General features: G+C 36.8%; 23 protein-coding genes. 18 read left to right on the forward strand and 5 right to left on the reverse strand.

All coding sequences use genetic code 11. From position 1 onward, the window contains the following. Positions 1-70 precede the first annotated feature (70 nt). Positions 71-1,300 carry an MFS transporter gene (locus H3R25_RS01025; RefSeq protein ID WP_198193898.1) on the forward strand — a complete coding sequence of 410 codons (1,230 nt, stop codon included), beginning with the start codon at positions 71-73 and terminating at the stop codon, positions 1,298-1,300. Between the two features lie 131 nt (positions 1,301-1,431). Here the strand turns inward: H3R25_RS01025 and H3R25_RS01030 are convergent, their stop codons facing one another. Both H3R25_RS01030 and H3R25_RS01035 read right to left on the reverse strand, forming a co-directional pair. After that, on the reverse strand, positions 1,432-1,953 hold the full coding sequence (locus H3R25_RS01030; protein ID WP_046306534.1) for a hypothetical protein: 522 nt from the start codon (positions 1,951-1,953) through the stop codon (positions 1,432-1,434). A 10-nt stretch (positions 1,954-1,963) separates the two neighbouring features. After that, positions 1,964-2,839 carry a Cof-type HAD-IIB family hydrolase gene (locus tag H3R25_RS01035; RefSeq protein WP_046306536.1) on the reverse strand — a complete coding sequence of 292 codons (876 nt, stop codon included), beginning with the start codon at positions 2,837-2,839 and terminating at the stop codon, positions 1,964-1,966. Between the two features lie 201 nt (positions 2,840-3,040). On the opposite strand from H3R25_RS01035, the gene H3R25_RS01040 reads away from it, so the two are divergent. The 3 genes from H3R25_RS01040 to tsaE are packed head-to-tail and all read left to right on the forward strand — an operon-like array spanning position 3,041 to position 5,210. Then, positions 3,041-3,736: a uracil-DNA glycosylase gene (locus H3R25_RS01040; RefSeq protein WP_198193900.1), complete on the forward strand. Its 696-nt coding sequence runs from the start codon at positions 3,041-3,043 to the stop codon at positions 3,734-3,736. An 8-nt stretch (positions 3,737-3,744) separates the two neighbouring features. Further along, positions 3,745-4,734 (forward strand): phosphate acetyltransferase, encoded by a 990-nt coding sequence (gene pta, locus H3R25_RS01045; protein ID WP_198193902.1) that lies wholly within the window; start codon positions 3,745-3,747, stop codon positions 4,732-4,734. Then, on the forward strand, positions 4,734-5,210 hold the full coding sequence (tsaE, locus tag H3R25_RS01050; protein WP_198193909.1) for a tRNA (adenosine(37)-N6)-threonylcarbamoyltransferase complex ATPase subunit type 1 TsaE: 477 nt from the start codon (positions 4,734-4,736) through the stop codon (positions 5,208-5,210). The genes pta and tsaE overlap by 1 nt, the downstream gene beginning before the upstream one ends. Before the next feature lie 46 nt (positions 5,211-5,256). On the opposite strand, the gene H3R25_RS01055 is transcribed toward tsaE, so the two are convergent. After that, positions 5,257-5,790: a 3'-5' exonuclease gene (locus H3R25_RS01055; RefSeq protein ID WP_046306542.1), complete on the reverse strand. Its 534-nt coding sequence runs from the start codon at positions 5,788-5,790 to the stop codon at positions 5,257-5,259. A gap of 99 nt (positions 5,791-5,889) precedes the next feature. Between H3R25_RS01055 and murB the strand changes: the two genes are divergently transcribed. The 12 genes from murB (at position 5,890) to H3R25_RS01115 (ending at position 19,558) form a co-directional block, all read left to right on the forward strand. Beyond that, positions 5,890-6,789, forward strand: coding sequence for a UDP-N-acetylmuramate dehydrogenase (gene murB, locus H3R25_RS01060; protein WP_198193911.1), 900 nt, complete (start codon positions 5,890-5,892; stop codon positions 6,787-6,789). A gap of 34 nt (positions 6,790-6,823) precedes the next feature. Next, a complete protein-coding gene (gene cdaA, locus H3R25_RS01065) occupies positions 6,824-7,669 on the forward strand; it encodes a diadenylate cyclase CdaA (RefSeq protein WP_074425541.1) in 846 nt (281 codons plus the stop codon). Then, a complete protein-coding gene (locus H3R25_RS01070) occupies positions 7,666-8,640 on the forward strand; it encodes a YbbR-like domain-containing protein (protein ID WP_198193912.1) in 975 nt (324 codons plus the stop codon). Before cdaA ends, H3R25_RS01070 begins: the two co-directional genes overlap by 4 nt. 20 nt (positions 8,641-8,660) lie before the next feature. Beyond that, positions 8,661-10,013: a phosphoglucosamine mutase gene (glmM, locus tag H3R25_RS01075; RefSeq protein ID WP_187157786.1), complete on the forward strand. Its 1,353-nt coding sequence runs from the start codon at positions 8,661-8,663 to the stop codon at positions 10,011-10,013. 209 nt (positions 10,014-10,222) lie between these two features. Further along, complete coding sequence (gene glmS / locus H3R25_RS01080; RefSeq protein WP_198188691.1) at positions 10,223-12,034, forward strand: glutamine--fructose-6-phosphate transaminase (isomerizing); 1,812 nt, start codon at positions 10,223-10,225, stop codon at positions 12,032-12,034. A 110-nt stretch (positions 12,035-12,144) separates the two neighbouring features. Beyond that, the gene (locus H3R25_RS01085; RefSeq protein WP_109715333.1) at positions 12,145-12,960 is read left to right on the forward strand and encodes a Cof-type HAD-IIB family hydrolase; all 816 of its coding nucleotides are present in this window, start codon (positions 12,145-12,147) and stop codon (positions 12,958-12,960) included. 24 nt (positions 12,961-12,984) lie between these two features. Further along, the gene (locus H3R25_RS01090) at positions 12,985-13,422 is read left to right on the forward strand and encodes a CopY/TcrY family copper transport repressor (RefSeq protein WP_109715334.1); all 438 of its coding nucleotides are present in this window, start codon (positions 12,985-12,987) and stop codon (positions 13,420-13,422) included. A 34-nt stretch (positions 13,423-13,456) separates the two neighbouring features. Beyond that, the gene (locus tag H3R25_RS01095; protein WP_198193914.1) at positions 13,457-14,173 is read left to right on the forward strand and encodes a hypothetical protein; all 717 of its coding nucleotides are present in this window, start codon (positions 13,457-13,459) and stop codon (positions 14,171-14,173) included. A 204-nt stretch (positions 14,174-14,377) separates the two neighbouring features. Further along, positions 14,378-15,898 carry a glycosyltransferase gene (locus H3R25_RS01100; protein WP_198193916.1) on the forward strand — a complete coding sequence of 507 codons (1,521 nt, stop codon included), beginning with the start codon at positions 14,378-14,380 and terminating at the stop codon, positions 15,896-15,898. A 167-nt stretch (positions 15,899-16,065) separates the two neighbouring features. After that, positions 16,066-17,583, forward strand: coding sequence for a glycosyltransferase (locus H3R25_RS01105; RefSeq protein ID WP_198193918.1), 1,518 nt, complete (start codon positions 16,066-16,068; stop codon positions 17,581-17,583). Between the two features lie 148 nt (positions 17,584-17,731). Further along, a complete protein-coding gene (locus H3R25_RS01110; RefSeq protein ID WP_122034778.1) occupies positions 17,732-19,129 on the forward strand; it encodes a DHA2 family efflux MFS transporter permease subunit in 1,398 nt (465 codons plus the stop codon). Between the two features lie 3 nt (positions 19,130-19,132). Then, positions 19,133-19,558: a MarR family winged helix-turn-helix transcriptional regulator gene (locus H3R25_RS01115; protein WP_198193920.1), complete on the forward strand. Its 426-nt coding sequence runs from the start codon at positions 19,133-19,135 to the stop codon at positions 19,556-19,558. Between the two features lie 55 nt (positions 19,559-19,613). Here the strand turns inward: H3R25_RS01115 and H3R25_RS01120 are convergent, their stop codons facing one another. Further along, the gene (locus H3R25_RS01120; RefSeq protein WP_074425530.1) at positions 19,614-20,759 is read right to left on the reverse strand and encodes an IMP dehydrogenase; all 1,146 of its coding nucleotides are present in this window, start codon (positions 20,757-20,759) and stop codon (positions 19,614-19,616) included. A 678-nt stretch (positions 20,760-21,437) separates the two neighbouring features. Here H3R25_RS01120 and H3R25_RS01125 point away from each other — a divergent pair. Then, a complete protein-coding gene (locus H3R25_RS01125) occupies positions 21,438-21,806 on the forward strand; it encodes a cupredoxin domain-containing protein (protein ID WP_122034784.1) in 369 nt (122 codons plus the stop codon). Positions 21,807-21,826: 20 nt separating this feature from the next. Next, a complete protein-coding gene (locus tag H3R25_RS01130; protein ID WP_198193922.1) occupies positions 21,827-23,731 on the forward strand; it encodes a copper-translocating P-type ATPase in 1,905 nt (634 codons plus the stop codon). Positions 23,732-23,900: 169 nt separating this feature from the next. On the opposite strand, the gene H3R25_RS01135 is transcribed toward H3R25_RS01130, so the two are convergent. Then, the gene (locus tag H3R25_RS01135) at positions 23,901-26,675 is read right to left on the reverse strand and encodes an FtsX-like permease family protein (RefSeq protein WP_198193924.1); all 2,775 of its coding nucleotides are present in this window, start codon (positions 26,673-26,675) and stop codon (positions 23,901-23,903) included. Positions 26,676-26,684 lie beyond the last annotated feature (9 nt).

Raw genomic sequence — 26,684 nt, forward strand, 5'->3', positions numbered from 1 at the left:
AACTATAGCTTGCAACATAATATTGAAGAGTCAAAACAGAAGATGGATAATATTTAAGGATGGAAAAGTGATGATAAAAAAGAAATATTTAAATGTTTATAAATTACTAGCTGGACGGGTGGCAACTAATATTGCTGATAGTTTATTCTATATGGCAATTCTTTGGTACTTTAAAGAAACTGGTCATTCACCATTAATGGTAGCGCTAATTTTTTCAATTGAAGCTGGAATTGACATAATTTCGTTTGGATTTGGTCCGCTAATTGATCGTTTGTCCGTTAAAAAATTGCTAAAATATTCAACTCTTATACAAATTGTAATTAGTGTTATTATCGCGTGTGTACTATACCTTAAGCAAAATAATGTAATCATTGACATATTTTTACTTCTGTTATTTGGTATATCAACAATATTATCATCAATTATTTATCCAACAGAATATAAGCTATTGCCCGTGCTTGTTGAGAAGAAAGATCTCTTGCATTTTAACGGCCTTTTTCAGGTAAGCTACAAGATATTGGACTTAGTACTAGACGGTATAACCACCTTTATTATTGCTACAACATCCATCAGTATAACCATTATTATATCAGCGGTTATTTTTACCATAGCGCTCTTTATCTATGCAAGAGTACAAATTAATATGCTCGCAAAAGATGTACTAAAAAGTGAAGAATACTTTACAGGCTCCTATTTAAAAGATTTACAAGTTGGTTGGGTTACTTTGAAAAGTGAGAGTAATATTATTGAATTGATATTACCGTTATGCGTGGTTAACTTCTTTTTTGGCATTTATGATGTTGGATTGCCTTATTTTGCGGAAAGCTATATACATGACTCGGCGATTGGCTATGGAGGATTGCTGATGGTATCCTCCCTAGGAAGCATACTAGGAGCTCTTGTTATACAGCATTTTAAGTTAGGAAAAAAGAATATGGAAGCCTTTATTACTTTATGCTTCTTGGGAGCGGGAATATTTAGACTCTTGGTTCCATTAACTGTAAAAACTAGTGTAATTTTCGCCTTGATTAGCTCTGCAATCTCTTCTTTATGGATTACAATGATGAACATAGATTTTGAAACTCTAGTTCAAACAAGCTTTTCATCAGCAATTTTAGGTAGAATTGATACTATCAATGACAGTATACTTTCTCTAATGATACCGTTAGGTACATTTGGGGGAAGCTGGATTATAGAAAAATTCGGCTCAATAAGTACACAATACGTTTATGGAGTGGCATTATTAGTTAGTGCAATCTACTATTTTGGTGTAACAAGATATAGAAAAAGATTAAAATAACTCATTTTTTGATTTGGCTGAAATATACCTATTTTGATGACCAACTTCTGACATTTGAAAATGAGAAGTTGGCTTATAAGAAAAAGGTTGATTAACAAAAGGAGCACTACAATTAGTAGTGCTCCTTTTGTTTAGTTGAATTTAACATTATATTTACGTCCAATAGGTGGGAATGTCGGTAACCGCAGAGGCGTTGTATGCCATTGTGTAAAGAGGGTGGCACACAGTAAAATAAACGGTACATCTTCTGGGCGAGCAATATTACAAGTTAAAACGACCCCATTTTTCTTGATATCTGTTTCAACCGTAGCCACTGTTTTAACCCCAGATAAAAAGCGGTATTTTCCGTTTTTGATACTACCTGTAACTAAGTAATTAAGTCTAGTAATATAAAAAAGATTCGACACAGAGTTGTTAAAGCGTTTGACTTTAACTAAAGAATGATTGACAACGTCAATAGTATAGGATGAAATTATGCCATTACCATCAGTATAAAGGCGACCAATTTCAGTTTGCTTATACGTCTTCAAATAAAGTGTATGGTTAGGATTATCAAGATTACCTTGAATTAAGTATTTGATTTTGCCTTTTTCATTTGCAACGGGAATCTGACCGTATTCTTGCTTTTGAGTTAGTTCTAGTAAATAGCGCATTTAAGCACCTCTATTCTTTAGCATTTTCGCTAATAAACTGTTTTAAAATATAAGCTACTCCATTTTCATCATTAGTTTTTGTTTGTACTTGGGCTAATTTCTTAATTGCTGGAACCGCGTTGCCCATAGCTACACCTGTACCGGCATCCCTAATCATACTCTCATCATTAAGGTTATCGCCAATTGCAGCAACTTCTTCTCGCTTCAGGCCTTTCTTTTTCGCATATTCCATCAATGCAGGACCTTTTTGTGCCTTAGCATCATTAATCTCGATATTAGCTGGGGAGCTTGAAGTCACTGCCACATCTCCTAAAGCCATGATTTCCTTTTTTGCCTCAACAAAAGCTTCAGGTCCATGTCCGTCAAAGGAAATTATCTTCATTACTTCAAGCTCTGGATCGTTTAATAGGTCAGTAAAACTGTCAACATAAGTCATGCTTAACATTGCATTACTTCCTGCTGCTGTTGCTACTGCTTTTTTAAAACTTAGGCGCGGATTAAGCGCAGTTAATGCACGAGCTAAATTAACTACTCGTTGGCTAATGTCTTTTGAAAAAATCAAGTCTGAGGTTACAAGCTCATAATAAATGTGGTGCCGGTCCAAAATGTCCGCTACTTGTTTCGCTTTGGCTGTTGGCAACGGATTTTTAACCTGCAGCTTACCATTTGCATCAAATACAAGTGCACCATTAATGTTAATAAAACCTGTGTTAATACCAAAATCTTTAATTACTTTACGCGATTGTTCAGGTGAACGTCCGGTTGCCACCAAGAACTCAATTCCACTTTTTTGGGCCGCTTTAATTGCGGCTACGTTTTCGTCTGAGACGGTAATATTACTGTTAAATAATGTGCCATCAAGGTCACAAGCTACTAATTTAATCAAGATAAGAGATGAGCCTCCTTCGTAACTGAAGCGTTTTATTATTTCATAATCATCTTAACATAAGTAGAGAACATGCCGTTTATTATTTTTTTAATAAATGCGCTTTGTTATGGTAAAAATCGTTAAAATTGTCTAAGTTATTTTCAATCAGAATTAGTTTCATGATACCATATAGGCTGTGAAAGAGAGGGTGTCTTGATAATGAAAAAGTTTATTGGCAATGACTGGGATGAAGTACTAGCTCCCGTATTTGAAAGTAATGAATACCATGCGCTTCATGAGTTTTTGAAAAAAGAATACCAAACTAAGCGGATATTTCCGGATATGTACCATATTTTCACTGCTTTTAAATTAACCCCATTTGCTAAGACTAAAGTAGTTATTTTAGGCCAAGATCCATACCATAATCCAGGGCAGGCAACCGGAATGAGTTTTGCCGTAATGCCTGGGGTTAAATTACCACCATCCCTACAGAACATTTATAAGGAACTTTATGATGATGTGGGCTGTATTCCGGTTCAACATGGTTATTTGAAAAAGTGGGCTGATCAGGGTGTACTTCTACTGAATGCAGTTTTAACTGTACCATATGGACATGCAAATGGACATCAGGGCAAAGGCTGGGAGCAAGTAACAGATGCTGCAATCAAAGCCCTGAGCGATCGTGGTCAGGTTGTTTTTATCTTATGGGGCAAATATGCGCAAAATAAAATCGCATTAATTGACCAAGAGAAGAATTATGTGATTAAATCAGCTCATCCAAGTCCCTTCTCAGCAGATCGCGGCTTCTTTGGCTCACGACCATTTTCGCGCTGTAATGAGGCCTTAAAAAAATTTGGTGAAACACCAATTGATTGGCAATTGCAGCAACAAGTTACAGAATCTGATTTAGCATAGGTGAAATAATGAGTATTTTTGAATTATTAAAGAGCAAAGTGAAAAATTCTAGTAAACAATATCGCATAGTTTTCCCTGAAGGAAATGATCCTAGGATATTAAAAGCCGTTAGAAAACTTAAAGACGATAATGTCGTTAGTCCAATTATTTTGGGTGATCCAGAACAAATAAAACAAGTTGCACAGCAAGAAGGAATTTCACTCGATGATCTTTTGTTAATTGACATTGATAATTACGAGAACCTGAATGAAATGGTAGTCAGTTTCATTCAAGCTCGTGGTAAAGAAATTACTGAATCCGAGGTGCGTAAAGCATTAAAGGATGCCAATTATTTTGGCACAATGATGGTTAAGATGGGAATTGCTGATGGAATGGTTTCTGGTGCAGTTCATTCGACGGCAGAAACTGTTCGTCCAGCATTACAACTTGTTCATACTGCTGAAGGCATGCATCGCGTCTCTGGTAGCTTTATTATGGAGCGAGGGAAAGAAAAGTATCTTTTTGCAGACTGTGCAATCAATCCATCACCTGATAGTCAAACGTTAGCAGAAATTGCTTATCAAACTGTTGAAACAGCCAAAATGATTGACCTTGAGCCACGTGTAGCCTTCCTTAGCTTTTCAACCAAGGGCTCCGCAAAAGGTGAAATGGTTACTAGAACTGTCGGGGCTGCTGAAATTTTTGCTAAAGAGCACCCTGATATTGTTTCAGATGGTGAATTACAATTTGATGCTGCTTTTGTTCCGGAAGTTGCTGCAAAAAAGGCGCCTGACTCTAAGCTTGCGGGTCGTGCAAACATTTTTATTTTCCCTGAATTACAATCGGGCAATATTGCTTATAAAATTACACAACGTTTGGGTAACTTTGCAGCAATTGGACCTATTTTGCAGGGACTTGATAAACCAATTAACGATTTATCACGTGGGGCAAGTAGCCAGGATGTCTACGACTTAGCTGTTTTAACAGCAGCTCAAGCACTTTTTAAGGATAAAGAATAATGACTAAATTAGAGATTAACTCAGCTGCTGAAATGAAGAAAATTGGTGCAGCGATTGCCACTACAGCTAAGCCACACGATTTGCTTTTACTAAATGGTGATTTAGGAGCCGGTAAAACTACACTGACACAGGGAATTGGTTATGCGCTTGGGGTAAGACGTCCGGTGAAAAGTCCAACCTTTACGATTGTCCGTGAGTATGCTGAGGCAAAACTACCAATTTATCACATGGATTTTTATCGTTTAGAAAACAGCGATTTATCATCAATCGATTTAAATAGTTATCTGTCAGAGCCAGGATTGGTTATTATTGAATGGCCAGAAGTTATTCAGGGCTATCTACCAGATCAATATTTGCAGGTAGTAATTAGAAGAGTTGATGATAGCTGGGATTCCACTAAGAGGACATTAGAATTTAGACCGCAGGGAAAGCGCAATGAACTGTGGGTAAAAGATATCATGAATAAATTGCAATAAAAAAGGCAGAGCTGAAATTAATCAGTTCTGCTTTTTGACTTATTTATTAGATTTGGTAAACAAGGTTTTTAATTGGTTCATCACCAAATTCTTTGTTTTGGGCGATAAGAATACCTGCACAGGCTTCACTATCGCTAAGCGCATTGTGATGGTGCCACAATTCAACATTTAATGCTTCGGATACAGTATCTAGTTTATGATTAGCTAGATTAGGTTCAAATAATTTACTTGTTTGTAGGGTGTCGATTACAAAATAGTGCGGTTCTTGAATATCATAACGCGCTAAACTTTGCTTCATTACATTTGTATCAAAACGTGCATTATGCGCACAAACTAGCATGCCAGGCTGATACAAGTCTTTGATTTGAGTCCAAACTTCTGCCATTGTTGGCGCATCCTTTACATCATCTGCAGTAATGTCATGAATTTGAATGTTTCGCGCATCAAACGGCATTTGGGGGTTTATAACTGTATAGAACCGGTCAACAATTTGATTGTCGCGAACCATTACTAGTGCTAGAGAACACGCACTTTCTGGATGGCGGTTGGCGGTTTCAAAGTCCATTGCAATAAAATTCATTTTCTCTCCTTTAAAACTTAATTTTAGTATAACATAGGATGAAGCAATTCACTGAATGCGGTAAAATAAACAAAAGATTTAATAAGGAGAATTTTAACTTTGAAGTTATTTGATTTAGCAAAAGAAGGGATAGAAATTAAGCAACAAGTCCCGCTTAGCAAATATACGTTTACAAAAACTGGTGGTCCAGCAGAATTTTTGGCTTTCCCGCAAAATCAAACAGAGCTTCAAGAGCTAGTTGAAGCAGCTAATGCTGATCAAATACCGCTAACTGTTATTGGAAATGCATCAAATTTAATTATTCGTGATGGTGGCATTGATGGACTCGTCATTATTTTAACCAAAATGGATAAGATTACCGTTGAAGGTCAGACAGTTACTGCTCAAGCAGGTGCACGAATTATTGACACTGCTTTTATGGCAGCCAACCATGGACTTAGTGGAATGGAATTTGCAGCCGGTATTCCAGGTAGTGTTGGTGGCGCTGTTTTTATGAATGCAGGAGCGTATGGCGGTGAAACTTGTGAGGCTGTTGCGTCGGTTACCGTAATGTCTGCAAAAGGTGAGTTTAAAACTTATACAAATGAGGAAATGGCTTTTTCATACCGACATTCACGTATTCAAGACACTGATGATATTGTCTTATCTGCGACCTTTGAATTAAAGAAAGGCCAGAAAAGTGAAATTTTAGCGCAGATGAACTATCTCAATGCATTGCGACAATATAAACAACCATTAGAATATCCTTCTTGTGGTAGCGTGTTTAAGCGTCCAGCTGGTCATTTTGTTGGTCCGATGATCATTAAAGCGGGTCTTCAAGGAAAACAAATTGGTGGTGCGCAGGATTCCACTAAACATGCCGGCTTTATTGTTAATAAAGGAGGAGCAACAGCTACGGACTATCTTGACTTAATCCATTTAATTCAAGAGAAGATTAAAGAGGAATTTGGTCTTGATTTAGAGACTGAAGTTAGAATTATTGGTAAGCCAAATGATTAAGTTTTGCTTGTTACAATAATAGAAAGGAGTATCTATGCAGTCTAACGGAATACATATTTTTACTTGGGCGAACTTCTCAACTATCTTAGACGTTTTGATCATTTGGTTTTTAGTTTACCATTTGGTCATTTTAATCCGAGGTACTAAAGCAGTTCAGCTTGCCAAGGGAATTGTCCTGATTTTTGTGGTGCGCATCGTTGCTGGAATTTTGCAATTACATACCACGACCTGGTTGATCGATCAAATTGTTTCTTGGTCGGTGGTCGGGATTATCATTATTTTTCAGCCCGAGATTAGGCGTGGACTGGAGCACTTAGGGCGTTTGCCAATTTTTGCTGGTCGAGAAGACAGTGAACGTACTGAATCAATCAAGTTTATTAATGAACTTGATAAGGCAATTCAATATATGTCGAAAAGAAGAATTGGAGCATTAATCACTCTCCAGCAAGAAACAGGACTAGACGACTATGTTGAAACTGGTATTAAGTTGAATGCTGATGTAACTGGTGAGTTATTGATTAATATTTTTATTCCTAATACCCCGTTACATGATGGTGCTGTCATTATTAATAATGATCATAAGATTGCCGTTGCGGCAGCCTATTTGCCTCTTTCGGATAATAGTATGATTCCGAAGCGTTTAGGGACACGTCACCGTGCTGCTGTCGGAATTTCAGAAGTTACCGATGCGATTACAATTGTTGTTTCCGAAGAAACTGGTGGTGTGACAATTACGCGGAATGGGCGTTTTCTAGTTGATATGACTCGTGATGAGTACATGAAATACCTGACTGCTGAACTTGTTCCTAAGAAAAACCAAGCAGAAAAATGGTATCAAAAAATTGCTCGTAAGGTTTGGAAGTGGGGTGCTGACCGATGAAAAACTTTTGGAAAAAATCTTGGTTCATTCGGTTAGTTTCACTACTGATTGCAATTTTATTGGTAATTTATGTTAATGACACGCAGGGTGGTTTTTTAACTCAGGGACAGTCAAGTCGGACGAAACAAACTGCTAACAAAACACAAACGATTAGTGTTCCTTTGCAAGTTTCAGTTGATACAGATAAGTATTACGTTGTCGGCTATCCTGAAAAAGTAAGCATTACATTAGAGGGCTCTAATGCACTAGTGACATCAACTGTTAATACGCAAAACTTTCGGGCCTATATTGATTTGACTAAGAAGAAAATCGGTGGTCATGAAGTAAAAGTTCACGTTAACGGCATTAGCAGGCAACTTTCGTATTCAATCAATCCAAAAGTTGTTCATGTTGATATTCAGAAAAGAAAATCAACAACAATGCCTGTTCAAATAGAGTATAATGAGAACGCTGTAGCTCATGGTTATACGGTTGGTCATCCAAGCGTTTATCCGCAACAAGTTGAGGTTACTGGAGCACGGAGTGAGGTTGAACAAATTGACCAAATAGTCGCAAAGGTCGTTCTTCCAAGTGAAATGAAGCATGACTATGAACGGCAAGTTAGCCTTATTGCCTTAGATCATAAAAAAAGGCAGCTTAATGTGGTCATTGAACCTGCTACAGCTAAGGTAACAATACCAGTTTCAGTCGCTCATAAACGAGTTAGGGTTAAGCTAGAACCAAAAAGTGAGCAAAGCGGAAAAATATATTCGCTAACGGCTAAACCGGACTATGTTACTATATATGGGGCAAAGGAAGATTTAGCCAAAATAAGTAAGCTAAAAGTTCCAGTCGACCTTAGTGAAATTGCAGTGTCGACAAGCAAAGTGGTTAAACTAGACTTGCCCGCGGGTGTAGTTAAGTCTGATCCCGTTCAACTTGGAATAGACATCAAAGTAGCAAATTCAAATGTAAAAAGTGAAAAAAATTAAGTAAAAGGAAGGTATTTTAGATGTTGAAGTATTTTGGCACCGACGGTGTTCGTGGAGTAGCAAATCAAGATTTATCACCAGAATTAGCATTTAAATTAGGACGTGACGGAGGTTATATTTTAACCAAGAACAAGGATAAAGATGAGCAAGCTAAAGTTTTAGTTTCTCGTGATACCAGAATCTCTGGTCAAATGTTAGAATATTCGCTGATTTCTGGTTTGCTATCAGTTGGAATTGAAGTTTTAGAAGTTGGTGTAATTACGACTCCAGGTTTGTCATACTTAGTAAGAGCGCAAGGTGCAGATGCCGGCGTACAAATTTCCGCTTCTCATAATCCAGTTCAAGATAATGGAATAAAATTCTTTGGTAGCGATGGCTTGAAACTATCTGATGAAATGGAAGAAGAAATCGAAAAGCTAATTGATGCTAAAGAAGATACCTTACCTCGTCCTTCAGCTGAGGGTTTAGGCTCAGTAACTGATTTTCACGAAGGTAGTGCAAAATACCTCCAATTCATTGAAAATACCATTCCAGTTGATTTAGATGGAATTAAAGTTGTTATTGATGGTGCTAATGGTGCTGCTAGCAACTTGATTTCTCGTCTATTTGCTGATTGTGGTGTTGATTTTACTACGATTGCAACTCATCCAAATGGCTTAAACATCAATGATCACGTTGGTGCAACCCACACAAAGAAGTTACAAGAAGAAGTAGTTAAACAAGGTGCCCAATTAGGACTCGCTTTTGATGGGGATGCTGATCGCTGTATTGCTGTTGATGAAAATGGTAATGAAGTTGATGGAGACCACATTATGTACGTTTTGGGCAGCTACATGGAAGATGGTGGCCGTCTAAAGAAGGACACGATTGTAACTACTGTAATGAGTAACTTAGGTTTTACTAAAGCACTTGAGAGAAAGGGCATTAAAAACATTCGTACTCAAGTAGGTGACCGTTATGTTTCCGAAGAAATGAGGGCAAACGGTTATAACTTAGGTGGGGAACAGTCTGGTCACGTAATTATGAGCGATTACCATAATACTGGTGATGGGATGCTAACAGGTTTGCATTTAATGCTAGTAATGAAGAAGACTGGTAAATCACTAAGTGAACTACTTGAAGATTTCAAGGATTACCCTCAATGTCTTGTTAACGTTCCTGTAAAGGATAAGAAGAGCTGGAAAGAGCATCAACCAATTCTTGATGTTATCAAGGAAGTTGAAGATGATATGAATGGTGATGGTCGTGTCGTAGTTAGACCTTCAGGTACGCAAGAGCTTTTACGGGTGATGGCCGAAGGACCAACACAAGAGGAAACTGATGCTTATGTAAAACGCATCACTGATGTAGTTGAAAAAGAAATGGGCGTCTAAATTCAACTAGTCCAATTAAAAGTAAGAGGCAGGAAAATATTTTTCCTGCCTTTTTTGTGTATACAATAGCACTTATCAGACTTAGTATATACCAATTGTCATACTAATTACTTGACCAATTTTTAAATAAATATTATCATTCCATACGTAACAAAGAAGCTTTCACTAGTCCAAAAAATAAAATATGGACTATACCAAAGGAGAATAATATGTGTGGAATTGTTGGAATTATCGGTAAATCGGCTAAAGAAGTCGTATTAGATGGTTTAGCAAACTTGGAATACCGGGGATATGATTCAGCGGGCATTTATTTAAATGACTTAAATGGGCGAGAATACTTAACCAAAACTACCGGGCGTATTAAGAACTTACGTGCTAAGATGACGCAGGATGAGGATGGACTTGTTGGAATTGGGCACACGCGCTGGGCAACACATGGCAAGCCAACTGTAGCTAATGCACATCCACAATTTGATGAGACAAATCGTTTTTACATGGTTCACAATGGGGTAATTGAAAATTATCAAGAACTAAAGGAAAAATATTTAAGTGACGTTGATTTTCAATCAGATACAGATACCGAAGTTATCGTTCAATTAATTAGTAAGGTAGTTAATGACAAAAAGGTCGATACCTTTACTGCTTTAAAGATGGTACTGGCAGAAGTAAAAGGCTCATACGCAATACTTTTAGTTGACAATACAATTCCTGATCACATTTTTATTGCTAAAAATAAGTCGCCACTAATGCTTGGACTAGGAAAAGACTTTAATGTAATTGCTTCAGATGCATTGTCAGTATTAGATCAAACCAAGACTTTTATTGATTTGGCTGACGGTCAAGTTGGAGATATCACTAAGGATAACTACGTACTAGAAAATCTTGCTGGAGAGAAAATTCAAGCCAAGCCTTATGAGGTGAATATTGATCCTAACGCTGCTTCTAAAGGCACTTATGAATTTTATATGTTAAAAGAAATATGCGAGCAACCAAGTGTTTTGCGGCATTTGGCGCAATACTATTTAGATGAAGACGGTAAGCCAAAAGTTGATCAAGAAATCGTTGATGCACTGACACGAGCAGATCGTTTATATATCTTTGCGGCAGGCACCAGCTACCATGCTGGTTTGGTTGGCAAAGTTTTGTTTGAAAAGTTTGCTAATATTCCGACAGAAGTTGGACTTGCATCAGAGGCTGGTTATCATTTCCCAATGATGTCGAAAAAGCCATTATTTATCTTTTTATCGCAATCTGGGGAAACGGCAGATTCACGTGTCGTTTTACAAGAAGCAATTAAGCGTAATATACCAACCCTTACATTAACAAATGTTCCAGGTTCAACACTTGCTCGTGAAGCAAGCTATTCAATGTCACTTGAAGCGGGACCTGAAATTGCTGTTGCTTCAACCAAGGCTTATACCGCTCAGGTGGTAGTTGAGGCAATACTAGCAAAAGCAATGGGAGAAAGAACTGGCAATGACGCAGCGAAAAATTTTGCTCTAAAGGAAAATTTAGCTTTAGCTGCTGAGGGAGTAGAACAAGTAATCTCCAGTAAAGAAAAAATTGAGCAATTAGCTAAGGAATATCTAGTACCGTCACGCAATGCTTTTTATATTGGACGCGGAATTGATTATCCACTTGCTCTTGAAGCTGCACTCAAACTGAAAGAAGTATCTTATATCCAAACAGAAGGATTTGCGGCAGCCGAATTAAAGCATGGCACAATTTCGTTAATTGAAAAGAATACACCGGTAATTGGCCTAATTAATGATCCGGTTACAGCAGACCTAATGCGCGGGAACATCGAGGAGGTTGTCTCAAGAGGTGCTAGTGTGATTACCATTGCAAGTAAGAAACTGGCAAAACCTGACGACGATATCATTTTGCCAGATATTGATTATTATCTAACTCCACTTGTTAGTGTTGTTGCCGCTCAATTATTTGCCTATTATGCCTCTAAAGCTAAGGGCTTAGATGTAGATAAACCACGTAACCTTGCTAAAAGTGTTACTGTTGAATAAATATTTTTTTAGAACTAGCAAAACAACTAGATACCGAAAAAAGTCGTAAGTAATTACGACTTTTTGTATAATAAAGGGGACGATGCAAAAAGCAGTGGGAGGAGAATACTGTGTCAATAAAATTAATTGCTGTTGATTTAGACGGTACTTTGCTTAGTAGTACTAACTCGATTTTGCCAGAAACAGAAAAGACTTTAAAAAACGCGATTAGCGAAGGAATTCAAGTGGTTCTTGCAACAGGTCGACCTTTATCTGGGGTAATGCCTTTTAACAAGCAATTGGGCCTTGCTGGAAAGAAGCAATATAACATTGTGTTTAATGGCGCGGTCATTCAAAACTTGGCAGGCGATGTTTTGATGAATCAAGAAATGAACTATCAGGATTTTTCCAATATGCGCAAACTTCAAAGACTTGCTCATGTTAATTTACATTTTGAAACGCCAGAGTGTTTTTGGACCTGTGATCGCGATTTAGGGGCTAATCTTGCAGTGAATGCCGCAATGACTAATAACATGATTAAAGTACGTAAGGCAGAGGAAATTCCACAAGATTTTGCTTTTAACAAAGTTGGCTTTAGCATGACTGAAGATGTTAACGAGGTTGAAAAATTATGGAACAATATTCCCGAGTGGGCTTTTGCCAAGTATGATATTGTTCGAAGCTTTTCGACTAATGTTGAAATCAACATTAAAGATGCTTCTAAGGGTAACGCTCTTATGGTACTTGCTGATCGCTTGAAGATTGATCAGAGTCAAGTAATGGTCTTTGGCGATCAAGGGAATGACATTTCCATGTTTTCCAATCCAAACTTTAAAAAAGTTGCAATGGGAAACGCAATCGAACTGATTAAAGATAGTGCGGACTATGTAACTGATGATAATGACCATGACGGAATTGCCAAAGCATTAAAAAAATATGTTTTGTAGTAGAATAAAGTTAGGTTGATTATTATGGTAGAAAAAAATAAAGAACATAATATTTCTGAAGCCGAGTGGGAAGTCATGAGGATAGTGTGGACACTTGGTGAAATTCATACTGGTGATATCATTAAGCAATTACAAGCTAAAAAGAACTGGTCAGAATCAACAATCAAGACACTGATTGGGAGACTAGTTAAAAAAGGTTTGCTAAAGACTAGAAAAGATGGACATCGGTATGCATACTCCGCAACTGTTACTCAAGTGCAGATGATGATTCAGGTTTCAAAAGAAATGATGGATCACATGTGTGATATGCATAAAGGACAAGTTCTAATTGAACTTTTGAAAGATATGCCATTATCTAAATCAGATATCTCGACAATTGAGGATGAGCTTGCTGGTAAGGAGAGCAAGGCGCCTGCAGTAATTAAATGCAACTGCTTAGTTTCAGGTCAACACGAATGCTAGAACAATAGTTAATCTACCTAAGGGGGTAAGCTTAATGAAGAAGTTTACTAGTATTTTTCTACGGTTGATCTTTGCCGCATTGGTTTGTCTATCAGGGTTATTTTTATTTGAGGGCGCTGCAACAATTAATGTTCAGAATGTTCCCAAAATGGCGAAAACAGTAATTGACAAAAATGTTAATAAGACTGGGGATGCTAATTTAAAGGGATCGCTACAGTTAGCAAAAGACTTTGGTGTTGAAGATAAGATTTTTGAGCAATTACCACAAAAGTATCATCGCGATTTGTCTTATATTAACCTTTATAATTTGAGTGTGAGTTACCAAGAAAATGGTGAAGTTACAGCGCAAAATTTGAATTTATCTGAAAAGAATCAGGTTCAAAAGGCTGTCAATTACGTCATTTTAGATCGGTTAAATAAAGAGCTCAAAAACAACGGCAAGCAAGTCAACGATACCATTAATGTTTTCCATTATTTCTTTTTCGCAGCTATTTTGCTTTTTGCTATTGCAGCTCTGCTTGTACTATTCGGTAGTTCTTGGGCTTCGATAGTTTTATTGATCGCCTCTGTAGGATCGTTTGGCGCACTGCAATATTACTTAAATCAGCTAACCCAAAATTTGCAGACAGAGCTTTATCATGGAATTTCATTGACCACTTCGTCTGTTTTGTGGCTTGGGCTCGCCATGGGATTGGTGCTCACATTTATTTGGCCAGTGATCCTAAAAATAACTAAAAAAGAGAATAATTAAAAATAGCATCGTCTATAGAAGTGACTATACTGACGGTGCTTTTTTATGCTCAAAATTTCATAACAATGGAACTAAATGCAATAGTACTATTTACAATTAATAAGTGCGATATTATTAGCCTTTTTTATAAAAACAAGCAATATTGTAATATTGGTGTGATAAAATTGAAAGTGCGAATTACAATTTAACAAGGTAAGGGAGTAAATGATGTATTATTTTCTAAATAACAGATTAGATGCTAATAGCTCTGGTATTGAGCATGCAGAAGTTAAACGATTAAAATTATTCAAGCAAAAGGGTGTACCTGCTAAGATAGTCATGTGTGAATATAATCGTCTTGCTCACCGAAATTTACCATTGTATGAAATGACTGATGATGATTATGTTAACATGTTTGACTTTTTTGCTGGTACAGTAACTTTTCCGGCGAAAGTGGTAACTGTTTCTGATTTATCAATTCCAGATGAGTATCAAATAAGAGAAGTAGATAACGGTTATGAAGTTTATAATGGTAATCGTAAAACTATGCGGATTACTATGTTTCCTAACGGTAGTGTTGATACAATTGATTACTTTAATGGTGACGGCAACCATACAAAACAAGAATTTTATGATACTCGTGGTTTCAAGAGTATGACCCAAATTTATGATACGGCAGATGGACACCTTATTTATGAACAATTTTATCGCCCTAATAATACTGTTTATTATGAGACCTCTTATGAAAAAAGACCTAACTCCTATCCTGCAACAAATATTCAATTGACTGATACGCACGGTAAGCTGCACTCGCTGATGAACACTGGACAGGCATTCACAATTATGCTCGATGAGTTAAATGAGCAAGATGGTGACGAGATTTCGACCTTTATTTCTGACAGAAGTGATTGTTCGAATGTTCCGATGATTAACATGAAAACTCCAGCTCGGAAAATTGAACATTTTCATAATATTCACTTCAGAGATTTTTGGGATCCAAGTTCTCCTATAACATATCCGTCAATTTCTAATAATGAGTTATTAAGCAAGACTGACTTGGTTATAACGCCGTCTCAACGTCAAGCTGATGATATGACGAAACGTTTACGTACACAAGTACCAATTGTATCAATTCCAGTTGGAATCGTTCCTGATAAGCAGTTGAATACCAGACATATTCCAATGAGTGAACGTACGCCAGGCAAAATTGTAGCAGTGGCACGTTTATTTTATGAGAAGCGTCTAGATGATGCGATTAATGCATTTGCAAAAGCATATAGAGAAAACCCAACGCTAAGCTTTGATATCTACGGTTATGGTAACGGACGCGATGGTCTTAAGGAAGAAAAGATGCTTAAGCAGCTTGTTAAAAATCTTGGTTTAGAAAATGTGGTTCAATTTAAGGGCTATACTCAAGATATGGAAACTGTCTACAATACAGCGGAGCTTTTAGTACTATCTTCACGCTATGAAGGAGCTCCTCTTGCAATTGTTGAAGCACAATCGCATGGTGTACCAGTAATTGCTTATGACATTAACTATGGTCCGGCTGATCTAATTCAAGATGGTCAGAGTGGTTTTATTGTTCCGAGCGGACATGTTGATGATCTGGCTGCCAAAATTAAAGAGTACTTTGATAATCCAGCGTTGATGGAGCAGTTAAATGAAGGTGCATATCAAAATGCACAACGCTTCTCTGGCGATAGCATTTGGAAAGAATGGGAAAAGTACGTTATTAATGCCTAATTTTTCTTAATTAGTTAAGAAATAAAACCTATCTTATACGAAATGAGCTCCGAAGTTAGCAGACTTTCGGGGCTTATTTTATTATTGGTGTTTGTTGAAAAAAACAATATCGTTTGTGATTGAATTAAAGGTCTACATTGTAATGTAATGAGGTAAAGGATTAAGAGATGTACTATTTTCTAAGTGGCGGATTAAGTGTTAATAGCTCTGGCATTGAGCATGCACAAATTAAGCGATTAAAATTATTTAAACAAAAGGGGGTACCTGCAAAAATTGTAATGTGCGAATACAATCGCTTTGCGCATAGAAATTTGCCATTATATGAGTTAACTGATGATGACTATGTTAATATGTTTGACTTTTTTGCTGGCACAGTAATGTTTCCTGAAAGAGTGGTAACCGTCTCTGACTTACCGATTCCAGTCAATTATCTAGTAAAAGATGTAAATACCAGCTATGAAGTTTATGATGGTAGTCGTAAAACCATGCGAATCAGTTTGTTTCCTAATGGTAGTGTTGATACGGTTGATTACTATAACGGTGACGTTAATCTTACTAAGCAAGATTTTTATGATACACGAGGCTTTAAGAGTTCAACTAAAACTTATGATACAGCTGACGGTCATCTTGTATATGAACAATTTTATCGCCCAAATAATACAGTTTATTTTGAAATTTCTTATGAAAAGCGGCCAAATTCTTATCCTGCAACAAATATTCAGTTAATTGACGTAGAAGGCAGAACGCATTCGCTAATGAATACAGGTCTAGCGTTCACAATTATGCTTGACGAGTTAAATGAGCAAGACGGTGATGAAATGTCGACCTTTATTTCTGATCGGAGCAATTTGGTAAATGTTCCAATGATTAACATGAAAACTCGAGCTCGTAAAATTGAGCATTTTCATAGTATTCATTATCGAGATTATTGGGATCCAAGTTCTCCTCTGACCTATCCGTCTATTTCTAATACCGAACTATTGAGTAAGACAGATTTAATTATTACGCCATCACAGCATCAAGCTGATGATATGAAGAAACGGTTAAGGACTCAGGTGCCAATTGTGGCCATCCCAGTGGGAATTGTTCCAGATGAACAACTGAATGCTCGGCATATTCCAATAAGTGAACGTATCCCAGGCAAAGTTGTAGCAATAGCACGACTTTTCCCTGAAAAGCGTTTAGCTGATGCAATTAATGCATTCGCAAAAGTATATCAAGAAAATCCGACATTAAGCTTTGACATTTACGGTTATGGTAATGGTGCCGATGGCTATAAAGAAGAAAATATGCTAAAACAGCTTGTAAAAAAACTTAATTTGCAAAATGTGGTTCAGTTTAAGGGCTATACTCAGGACACAGATAGTGTATACAATAGTGCTGAGCTCTTGTTATTAACATCAACATATGAAGGCTTTTCATTAGCAGTTTTAGAAGCGCAATCACATGGTGTTCCGGTCATTTCTTATAACATTAATTATGGTCCTTCTGACATAATCCGGGATGGTCAAAGTGGTTTTCTTGTTCCAATTGGAAGTGTAGACGCCTTGGCTGCTAAAATTGAAGAGTACTTTGCTAATCCTGAACTAATGAAGCAGCTAAATGAAGGTGCATACGAAAGTGCAAAGCGCTTCTCCAGTGACAACGTATGGAAGTACTGGGAAAAGTACGTTATTAATGCTTAATTTTGCTATTAAGTTAAAAAATGATTAAATAAAACCCATCTTTTTAGATGGGTTTTTGTTTTGAAAACGTTATTAATTGCTTTTTAATTTTTTTTAGGTTACGATAGTAAATCGTTAGCTTGCTAACTAAAATTGAAGGAGGAATTTTATGCAAAGGAAATTAGATGCGAGATTGATTTGTTCAATCTTTGCAGCAGGATTGATGTCATTTTCGGGGGTTTTGATTGAAACGGCAGGAAATGTTACCTTTCCAGTCCTAATGAGCGAATTTAACGTTAATATGTCGATGGTTCAATGGATGACAACAGGTTACTTATTGGTTGCATCAATTGTTATGCCACTTTCAGCATATTTAAAACGTAATTTTAGTTCACGTGCACTGTTTATTACAGCTTCAGTTTTGTTTATTGTTGGTCTTTTAATTGATGTAGTTGCTAAGAATTTTATGTTCTTAGTAATAGGAAGAATTGTTCAGGGAGCAGCAGCTGGAATTGCAATTCCACTGATGTTTAACATTATTCTAGAAAAATCCCCATTAGACAAAATTGGTTTATTAATGGGAATTGGAACAATGATTACTGCAGTTGCCCCAGCACTTGGACCAACTTTTGGTGGTTTAGTTGTGAATACGATGGGTTGGCGCTACATCTTCATCTTCATGCTTCCGGTAATGATTATTTCATTAGTTATGGGTCTTTGCTCAATTACTAAAGACTCAGAAAAGATTGAGCACACTAAATTAGATTTTGTTGGCTTTTTAAGTATTGCAGTAACTTTTATTGCTTTGATTTTTGCTTTTAGTAACTTAGCAACGGTTATGCAAAAGCCTCTTACGTTTATTATTCCATTAGTAATCGGAATTATCGGATTGATCATTTTTATTAAGCATTCTTTAAAAGTGGAAAATCCATTGATCGATATTCGAGTATTTAAGAAAAACAAGTTTACTCAAGGTTTAAGTGCATACTTTGTATTTCAAATTAACACGTTAGGTTTATCATTTATTCTGCCAAACTATGTTCAAATTGCTAACAAGCAAACAGCTATGACAGCAGGTCTTTTACTTTTGACTGGTGGAATTGTAGGTGCGATTGCATCTCCTGTTGGTGGGCGTTTGCTTGATAACTACGGTGCCAGAAAACCAGTAATGACTGGTGCGATTCTAGAGTTTATTGGCGGTGCATTATTCTGTGCTTTTGCTTCTAACTTTAGCTCACTTGAAATTATCCTGTTTTACACAGTGACAATGCTTGGAACTGGTTTAATCATGGGCAATATCATGACAGCTTCTCTAAATGTTTTAACTGAAAAAGAACATACTGATGGTAATGGATTATTCAATATGGCGCAGCAATTTGCTGGTGCAGTAGGTACTTCAATTGTTTCAGCAATTATGCAATTTGTTCAACAAATGAGTACTAGATCAACTGCAGCTGGCCGACTGGTTGATGCCGCTCAAATTGGCTTAATCTTTTTGCTGATTTTAGTTGCTATTGGTGTATACTTGCTTTATAAAGCTACAAAGGCTGTTAAAGCAGGAGAATAATTAATGGAAAGACTGGGTTTGACTCTACAACGCGCCCAAAACACTTTTAACCGTAATGTAGATCATTTTGCTAGACAATTAGGTCTGACAGGAATGCAAATGCTAATTATTGAATATTTAGCATCTTTTTCTGGAGAACACTATATTTATCAAAAGGATATTGAGCATGAGTTCAATATCAGAAAGTCGACTGCAACTAATATTTTGCATTTGATGGAGCAAAAAGATTTGATTACAAAGGAAGTTAATCATAAGGATACGCGTTTAAAGGTAATCCAGTTGACAGATAAAGCCAAAAAATTGGAACCTGAAATAACTTCATATTTTGTTTCTTCTGAAAAAGAAACTGAGAAAATTTTGGGTTCTGAGGTAAAAAAAGAGCTGATACAGAATCTGCTTAAATTAAATCAAATATTATCTGAGAAATAAAAAGGCTAGTTACGCTTGTGTAACTAGCCTTTTTTGAAAACTCGATATTTAAAATTTATCTTTCGTAATTAGGTGCTTTTTTAGTGATCTGAACATCATGTGGATGTGATTCTCTCAAACCAGCATTAGTAATTTTTACAAATTGAGCATTTTCAATTAATTCAGAAATAGTTGATGCGCCAACGTATCCCATTCCGGAACGTAAACCACCAATAATTTGGAAAATGATATCCGAAACATCACCTTTATATTCAACGCGTGCTTCTACACCTTCTGGAACAAGTTTATTAGCTTCATTTACGCCACCTTGGAAATAACGGTCAGATGAGCCATGTGCTTGTGCCATTGCTCCTACAGAACCCATTCCACGGTAGGTCTTGTATTTTTCGCCATCACTTTCAAAAATTTCTCCAGGAGCTTCAGTTGTACCAGAAAGCATGCTTCCTAGCATTACAGCATTACCACCAGCAGCGAGGGCTTTTACAATATCACCGGAGTATTTCATTCCACCATCGGCAATAATTGGCTTGTGATATTCACGAGCGGCTGTTGCGGCATCGTAAATTGCAGTTATTTGGGGAACTCCAACTCCAGCGACAACTCTCGTTGTACAAATTGATCCGGGTCCAATACCAACTTTTACGACATCGACGCCAGCATCAAAAAGTGCTCTTGCCGCATCACCAGTGGCAATATTACCTGCAATTAAAGTAACATTTGGAAAATGATCACGAATTTCTTTGATTTTACGTAATACACCAGCGGAATGTCCGTGTGCAGTATCAATAACGATTGCGTCAGCGCCGTTTTCGAGTAGTGCTTCAGCACGTTCAAACGTATCACTAGTTACGCCAATTGCAGCTGCAACCAATAAACGATTGTTCTCGTCGACGGCTGCTTTAGAAACGTCACTTGGTACAATAACATTTTTTACGTTTGCGACTTCGCCAGCTTGTGCGTTGATTGACATGTTCTTATGAATAACACCTAATCCACCTTGAAGTGCCATTGCAATTGCCATTGCACCCTCAGTAACTGTATCCATACCAGCACTAATTAGTGGGATTTTAAGTTTAAGATTTGGTGCTAATTCTGTATGTAAATTAACTTCATTGGGTAATACATGACTTTCAGCCGGAATTAATAAGACGTCATCAAAAGTTAATCCTTCTTTTACAAATTTTGTTGACCAATTTGACATTTACTGCACGCTCCTTGTTTAACTATAGATAAATTATAAATTGATTTTACTTTACTAGTGATTGGGGAGCTGGTCAAGGTAGAATTAATGCATTTTTTTAAAATATACTAAGTGCTACTAGTTTTTATTATGATTAAACAGCAAATATAAAATATACAAGCAATAAGGAAGGTAAGGATAACAAGTGTTTTTTAAAAAGATTTTCTAAAGAACCACTGAAGTAAGCGAGTATTTCTTGAAAGATATTACAGATCCTCATAGACTGATGATCTGCGGTTTTTTGACCAAGTCTAAAAGATGGGATAGAAAATGAAATGAAAGACAAAAGTTTTATTTAAACAAGTTGATCACTGAATAGTTGAGTATCTTCACGCTAGAAAGCAATGGAGTAAATAAAAGCGTATCAAATGCTAATAATGCTTAACCTGCTGCTTATGCGCAATTTGATAGTCCGGATGCGACATAATTTTTACGCACGAGTCGATTTTATCGATTTTGGAGGATCGATAAGTCAGATAGACAAAGTAAAAATCGCAACAGCCATTAACGAAAGTTAGTGGTTTTTTTAATTCATTTATGTTTACAAATGTAAATTTAGTGGTAAACTAATTGTAGTTTACAAATGTAGACATTAAAAAGAATAAAACAAATAAAAAATAAGTTGAAGGAGAGTTAATTATGAAGGTTATTACATTAATTATAGGAATTATGGCTATTGCTTTTATTGCTTGGTGGTTCTTAGGTAAACATGATGCAAGTGTTGAGCAAGCAAAAGTGAATTCTACTAATCAAACGGTTAACATTCAAGTAAAGGGTGGCTATTCACCTGAAAAAGTTGTCCTAAAAAAGGGCGTTCCTGCAACTTTGAATTTTAAGCGATTAGATTCTTCTAGCTGCTTAGATCATGTCATTTTCTCTGACTTGGGAATTAATCAAGAACTACCAAAAGGTCAAGTCGAGCAAGTCAAAATCGACACATCTAAAGCAGGTGAATATGACTGGGAATGCAGTATGAACATGTTTCATGGCAAGGTAATCGTTAAGTAAGTAGGAAAAGGAATCAGTATATGAAGATAACGACACGTTTTTGGACCTCATTGGTACTTTCCCTGCCAATGCTTGTTGAGATGATAATCCATCCCTTTACAGGCTGGATGTTACCAGGTGGTAATTGGACAATGCTGGCGTTTACGACAGTTATTATGTTGATTTCTGCGGGTCCATTCGTTTCTAGCGCCTGGTCAGCATTCTTGAAGCATCATTCCAACATGGATACCCTTGTTGCACTGGGAACAATGATCACTTACCTTTACAGCATTTATGCCATGTTCACGGGAAGGCCAGTCTTTTTTGAGACAGCAGCGTTTGTAATTACATTTGTTCTCTTAGGGCAAGTCCTGGAAGCAAAAATGCGCAGTAATGCCTCGAGTGCAATTAGTAAGCTGGTTAACCTGGGGGCAAAAGAGGCCTTGGTAAAACGCGGAACTGAGTTTGTGAAGGTTCCGATAAGTCAGGTTGTAAAAGGTGATTTAATACAAGTTTTACCGGGACAAAAAGTACCTGTCGATGGAAAAATAGTTTCTGGAACTTCAAATATTGATGAATCAATGGTTACTGGGGAAAGCATGCCTGTTGCCAAAAAAGCTGGAGATCAAGTAATTGGTTCAACAATTAATCAAAATGGATCTTTTGTCATTGAAGCCGAAAAAGTTGGCAATGACACAATGCTTGCCCAAATTATTGAAATTGTAAAGAAAGCACAGAATAGCCATGCACCGATTCAAAAACTAACCGATAAAGTTGCTAACGTTTTTGTACCAACTGTTTTAATTATTGCTATTATTACATTTCTAGTTTGGTTTGTCTTTTTAAATAAGAGCGTACCAACAGCTCTTAACTATGCAGTTTCCGTAATGGTAATTGCTTGTCCCTGTGCTTTAGGATTAGCAACGCCAACCGCTTTAATGGTCGGAACAGGTCTGGGCGCTAAAAAAGGAATCTTGATTAAAAATGGTGAAATTCTTGAAGCTGCTAATAATTTAACTGCAATAGTTTTTGATAAAACTGGCACAATTACTAAAGGAAAACCGCAAGTAACAGACGTCATTGGGAATAAATTAGTAGTATTACAAGTAGCTGCAAGCCTTGAAAAATTATCAGAGCATCCACTTGCACCAGCAATTCTAACTGCTGCTCAAACAGAAAATGTTGAGATGAAAGATGTAACTGATTTCAAGGCGATTGAAGGACACGGAATTAAGGGGATAATCGAAGGGAAAACTGTTTTTGTCGGTAAACCCGAAATTGACCAATATACTCTTGAAACCAAAATGTCTGATGCGATAACTAAGCTGCAAAAAGAAGCAAAGACCGTTGTTATTGTTGCTATAGATGATAAGGTTATCGGTTTGATTGCAATTCAAGATGCTCCAAAGGAAACAGCAGCTAAGGCGATTTCCGACTTAAAGGCGGAAGGCTTAAAAACAGTTATGCTTACTGGTGATAATAAGCAAGTTGCAGATTCAGTTGCTAAGCAAGTAGGAATAGATCAAGTAATTGCGGAAGTTTTACCGATTGATAAAGCTGACGAAATTAAAAAGTTGCAACATAACTATAAAGTTGCCTTTGTTGGCGATGGTATTAATGATGCTCCAGCATTAACACAAGCAGATGTTGGGATAGCAATGGGCTCTGGAACTGATGTAGCGATTGATGCAGGCGGAATTGTTCTAATCAAAAATGACTTAGAAGATGTTGTTCGTGCACTTAAATTGAGTAAAAAAACTTTTAAACGAATTAAGTTGAATCTGTTTTGGACATTTATTTACAACATTTTAGGAATTCCAATTGCTACGGGGTTATTTGCAGGGATTGGTTTTACTCTTAGTCCTGAAATAGCTGGTCTTGCAATGGCCTTTAGTTCATTATCAGTTGTAATAAGTTCTGTTTTACTCGGAAGAGCAAAAATTTAACGCAAAAAGGATAGTCGAAATTTAGTCGACTATCCTTTTTTATTCTGTATGAGCATTAGTTATTTGTAACGATGTTTTCACTTAAATAAAGTGGTTTTAATTTGACTACAAAAAACTATTGAAAAAAGCCGAGCATAATAGCTCGACTTTTTTTACTATTCAACGGATATTAATCAACGGATTTCAATGCTTCTAGCATATCTAAATCTCTCAGCTTTTTGTTGACGATAAATCCTAAAATAATTGTAATTAATCCAATTACACCCAATGGCCACAAGAAGCTTGAGGCGGAAAGGGCTGGATTGAACATGACATTATCAGGTGGAACAACATACAGGATGTAGCGATAAAGCAAATCACCAGTCAAATATCCCACTAGAATCCCAATACCCGTTAACAAAATTGTTTCGCGGTAGATGTACATTGTGACTTCATTGTTGTAAAAGCCTAGTACCTTGATGGTAGAAAGTTCGCGAATTCGTTCAGCGATGTTGATATTAGTCAAATTGTACAAAATAACAATTGCCAGCAAGCCAGCAACAATGATTAAGACAACCATTATCATGTTAAGGGATTGTACAACAACGTCTAGTTCTTGACTAATTGCTGTGTTTTGAACGACACCAGCGACACCGTTAAGCTTCATAAAATCTGCAGCTACTTTTTTGGTGTTCTTATTAGAACTGTTCTTTAAGTTAACCAGATGAGCGTTAGTAGAATACTTTTTAGCAAAAATCTTTTCATACTGGTTTGAGTTCATTAGAACAAAGTGGCCCATATACATTTCAGTAATATTAGCAATCTTCATTCTTCGACGGTGATTGTCTTTATCAGTCAAAGTAATATAGTCACCTTTATTAACATTTAGGAGACTGGCTAAGCGTTCGGAAACGACAACACCACCATTAGTTAATGTAATCTTCTTTTTACTGCGACGATCGTTTAAATAAAGATATTGATCAAGTTTGTGGTCTGATTTTGGCGCAATTAAAGTAATGTCTTGCGTGTCACCAGATTTACCAGCAGTTTTTGACATCGACTCATAATAGATAGGTAGTTCGGATTTAATGTTACTTCCTTCTAGCTTATCATCGAGTGTAGCTTGGTCATTAGCTGAAATTGGGGATTTTTGAGCCACTATCATGTTGTAATGAATTAATCCTGAAAACTGACGATTGTTCATATTACTGATAGAGTTCTTTACTGCAAAACCTGTAAAAAGAAGAGTAGCTGCACCACAAACACCAAAGATTGTCATTAACATTCGTTTTTTATAACGGAAGATGTTACGGGCAGTTACCTTGTGGGTGAAGCTAAGATGATTCCAAATAAACGGAATTCTTTCAAGAAGTATTTTTGAACCAGCTGCAGGTGGCTTAGGTAGAAGTAATGCAGCTGGTTTTTCACGGAATTCAGCTTTTGCAGTTAAATAAGCGGGTAGAACGGAACTGATCCACGATAAAACAAGGGCAATTAGACTAATCTGCCAGTAAAAGTGTTCTTCAATTGGTGGTATCGTCAGAGACTTATAGTAAGCATGGTAAACAATCTGTGGCATTAAAGTATGGCCAAGATAAACACCAATAATTGTTCCGATGGTTCCTGAAAGAAAACCGTAAAAGACAAACTTGCTGATAACAACATTGTCGCTATAGCCCAATGCTTTCAGTGTTCCAGAATTGATTCTTTCCTCATCGATAAAACGATTCATAGTGGTAAATGTGACTAAAGCAGCTACAAAGTACAAAAAGATAGGAAAGACTTTCGCTAAGTCTTCGACAACTCTTGCGACCGTGGTATAGACAAGATTTCCTTCACCACCAGGCACTTCTCGGCGATTGTAAACACTATAACTTGGTGCTGATAACTTTTTTGCCTGCTTTTTTGCCTTAGCTAATTTAAGCTCATTCTTTGCAATTGTTTTTTCAGCACTTGCTGAAGCAGTCAATGCTTTTTGTTTTTTTGCTTGTAAAACTTTTGCCTTAGCAGATAATTCTGCTAGAGCCTGTTGAAGCTGCATTTTTGCTTCCGGTGTAGTAGCACTCGAAGTTTGAGCAGCTAAGGCATTTTTCTGCTCATCTAATTCTTGCTCGGCAAGTAACAGTTGCTTTTTAGTATCGGCTATTTTATTTTTGGCGTTAGTAAGTTGCTGTTCCTTTGGCTTTATTACTTGATTAAAGCTAGCATAAATTCGTTTTTGGCGTTGCTTGGCATCTTTTTTGAGCGTTTTTTGCAATGCCTTTTTGTGATCACTAACTCGGGCAGTATAAACTTTGCCATATGAATCAAGGTTACGTAAATTGTGATATCTAAGGTTGGCAACAGTGTAAACTTGGTGGTTAAAAGCACTTGGCAAAACAACAGCATATCCTTTAAGTTCTCCAGTACCACTATTACTTTGACCTAAGTTAACATTAGATAGAATTTGACTTGAGCGGACAAATCCAACAACTTTAAATGTCTTTCTTTTTAGAAGGGTACTGCCAAGCAGATTCTTCTTTTCGGTAAAACTGACTTCTTGACCAATCTTGTAGCGATTATGATAGTGCTCAGCAAGTGCAACTTCTTTTTTACTTTTAGGTAAGCGACCTTGACGCACTTCGTACTTGCCGACAGATTTAGGCTTTGAAAAAACGCGAAAACTTTCATCGGTATTTTTTAAAACGGTGTCAGTCATATAGCCGAATTCAACTTCTTCAAGACCCTTTGTTTGCTTGATTTTTTCGGTATCTTTTTTGTCAAAACCATAATTACACATTACAGATAAATCTGCAGTGTTAAGTTCTTGCGCATAGTGATTACCAGTATCACGCATATCAGGTCCCGTAACAAAAAGTCCGACCAACGCGAATGCTCCAATCATCATTAAGCCCATAATTGACAAGAATTGTCCTTTGGTATGCTTAATTGACTGCCAAAAATCTTTCCAAATTATTTTTTTCATGATCTGCCT

The sequence above is a fragment of the Lactobacillus sp. M0390 genome (assembly GCF_016102085.1).
Taxonomy (GTDB): domain Bacteria; phylum Bacillota; class Bacilli; order Lactobacillales; family Lactobacillaceae; genus Lactobacillus; species Lactobacillus apis.